Raw genomic sequence first — 3,038 nt, forward strand, 5'->3', positions numbered from 1 at the left:
TAATTGACCTACTAATATACAATTAATTCATTCAATAAACTAATTAATTATCACTACCGTCTGCTGCCCTGAAGTTATCATATAAATTATTTTATTTTTCTGAGGTGAAAAGGGAATGAAGAATGGGCAAATTGGCGTTCAAATGATGATGTTAAAAGACCAAGTAGCTGAAAATGGTATTTACAATGTTTTAAAAAGAATCAATGAAATAGGCTACAATGCCGTTGAGGTTTCACAAATTTCTATGACAGAAGAAAATATACAAGATATGCGAAGGGCCATGCGTGATTTTAATATGAAAATTGCTGCCATGTCCTGTGGTGTTGCAGATCTTTCAAAGGAGCAAAAATATCCTGGAGACACCTTAGAACACGACTTTGATAAAATTGTTAAAGATTGTAAAGCTGTTGATTGTACCATTTTGCGTATTGGTATGCTGCCAGTTAACTCTATGGGATCAAAAGAAAAGGCATTACAGTTTGCATCTATTTGTGAAGAATACGCGAAACGACTAAAAAAAGAAGGAATTGACCTTTACTACCATGCTCATAACATGGAATTTGTTCGTTATGACGGGCAATTTATGCTTGATTTAATGCGTGATAGTACAGAATATCTAGGATTTGAGTTGGATGTTCACTGGATTTGGCGAGCTGGATTGGATCCAATAGATATTATTCCTCGTTATGCCAATCGAATCCGAGCCATTCATTTAAAGGATTATCGTGTTGGAGAAATAAATATGGACAATTATCCTGGAGAAGGCAGTCAAAAACTGAGCTACATGTTTCATCTAATTACACAATTTGCTGAAGTTGGCGAAGGAACCTTACCTATTAAAAAAATTATTGAAACTGGTTTAGCTAGTGGTAGTGAATATTTCTTCGTAGAGCAAGACGAATTATATGGAAAAAATCCCTATGATTGTTTAATTACGAGTCGTAATAACTTAATTGCAATGGGATATGAAAGCTGGTTTTAGATCTTTTCTTGAAATTTTTTTCACTGTCATTCCCCTAACTTAAAGGTAAAGCCCAATTTCTCTTTTTTATTTTGCAGAGAAGTGAAATGTTCCCCATTAAGTGGACAGTTTAAAAAAGACCTTTTATGCAGCTAGTAAATGACTCCGGTATTGGGCCGGAGTCATTTTACTTAAACTCAATATAATTTCCTATCGTCCCTGTAATTCCTCAAAACTTTCACACTTAACTTCATCAAATAGATTACTAGTGAAGTAATTGAATAAATTCTTCTTCATTTAAGATTCTAATCATTTTCCCCTTATTAATCAGTTCATGTGCTTTTCTTTCTTTCGTACTTATTCCACCTTCTCCAACCAAGGACTTGTCTTGAATACCAACGATTAGAAAATCCGTTTTACTGCTTACACTACTCTTAATAATTCCCCCAGAGTTCACGACCTGCTGCATCGCTTCTTTACGCTCTAATGAATTCAATTCACCAGTAAATACCATATTTTTTTGAAAAAAAGGATGGTTGGTTCTGATCGTTTCAACCGTTACCGATATATCTGAAATCGAAACTCTATTACTCTTAAATTTATTTTTTCTAAATTCAGTTTGAGGGTTTAGCTCCTCAAATCGCCGGATAGGAATCCTTTCTTCAAACAGGCTTACATAAGTTTGAAGGGTCTTTGTCTTCTTCGTTTTCATACAGGCAATCACTAACTCTGCACATGCTCTAGCATCGGATAAGGCATTATGGTGATTGGTTATGTCTAGATCAAAGAAAGCCAGGCGCTCCTTTAAAGAATTACCTATTCCGTTTCCACCACAAACACCTGTACTTAGTGGAATACTACAAATGTAATTAAAATCAGGATGGGTCAATGAATACTCCATTAAACAAGAATATAATACACTCATATCGAATTGAGCGTTATGGGCAATAATGGTGGTACCATCAAAATATCTCTTGATTTCGTCCCATATTCCGTCAAACCGTTTTGCATGACTGACATCTTCGGCTGTCATTCCATGAATTCTAGTATTAATCGAATCAAATTTTAAGTTAGGTGGTTGAATTAAATAATATTTCTCAGCGACTATGGTATGGTCTTTTACAAAAACCAGCCCTAAAGAACAGGCACTACTCAATTTGTTATTCGCGGTCTCAAAATCAATCGCTATAAAGTCAACACTACTTGGATCAAAGTCTTCTTCTGTTATTGTCATGAATGTGAAACAGTCTTCGTTTCGTTTTAACTGGCCATGATCAGCTAGAGACATTGGTATATCTTCCCCAGAGTCCTTCTTAACTTGTGCATAAGGTAATACTGGTTCTTGTTGTTCTTCCACCTCAACTCCAAAAACACGGCATAATTGAGCAAGGCCACCATAAAACCCAGCCCCGACCGCTTGAAATTTCCATTCTCCTGAAATTCGATAGACGGCACCTAGTTCAATGGCCGTTTCCTTAGTAAAAGAATAATCAATTGGAAAAACAGCTAATTCCTCCTGGTTACTACTGTTTACAATTCTTAATTTAATATTGGATATATCTTCAAAGGTTTGACGAGTTTGTTCGGATTCATAAATCGTAAGAGCGAAGGATATTTTGTGTACATCAGCGGGGACTTTTAGTAAATCGATCAAAAAATGCTGTTTTTCAATCGTCGAAATCGATTCTTCTAAACACACGGAACCATTAGAGGATATCGACTGTCCATAAAAAACAAAGTCTTCCTCTCTAATAATTTTGTCATCCTGCCCAACCATAAAGGCAGATACATCTATATCGAAATTAGCCGGGGCTTTCCAATCCAAGCCAATATGTAACAAATTTAACGCTGGATTGTTTTTTGATAGATCTAGTTTCTGTCCTTTTACTAAGGATAAAACCATTGCCACCACTCCTTTCTCAAACTTAGAAAATATGAAGTTCTAGTTTATTCTACTTTAATTTTGCAATCATCTTATTACAATTTATGACTTTTTTCCTAATTTAGCAATGAACAACTTTTTCCTAGCGCTCATTTTAAACATGTTTCGGTTCTTTTAGCCTGCAAACAAATATTA

2 protein-coding genes are annotated in these 3,038 nt (G+C 35.2%); one reads left to right on the forward strand and one right to left on the reverse strand.

Going from position 1 to position 3,038, the window contains the following annotated elements:
* Positions 1 to 115 precede the first annotated feature (115 nt).
* Entirely contained in the window at positions 116 to 982 is an 867-nt protein-coding gene (locus V7266_RS29775; RefSeq protein WP_335472846.1) for a sugar phosphate isomerase/epimerase family protein, read from the forward strand.
* A 244-nt stretch (positions 983 to 1,226) separates the two neighbouring features.
* Here the strand turns inward: V7266_RS29775 and V7266_RS29780 are convergent, their stop codons facing one another.
* The gene (locus tag V7266_RS29780) at positions 1,227 to 2,864 is read right to left on the reverse strand and encodes a TerD family protein (protein ID WP_335472847.1); all 1,638 of its coding nucleotides are present in this window, start codon (positions 2,862 to 2,864) and stop codon (positions 1,227 to 1,229) included.
* Between the last annotated feature and the right edge of the window lie 174 nt (positions 2,865 to 3,038).

Source organism: Neobacillus drentensis (assembly GCF_036965645.1).
Classification (GTDB): Bacteria; Bacillota; Bacilli; order Bacillales; family Cytobacillaceae; genus Neobacillus; species Neobacillus drentensis_D.

Coding starts and splice junctions, on each gene's coding strand:
- V7266_RS29775 (WP_335472846.1), top strand. CDS start 116: ATGAAGAATGGGCAAATTGGCGTTCAAATGATGATGTTAAAAGACCAA.
- V7266_RS29780 (WP_335472847.1), bottom strand. CDS start 2,864: ATGGTTTTATCCTTAGTAAAAGGACAGAAACTAGATCTATCAAAAAAC.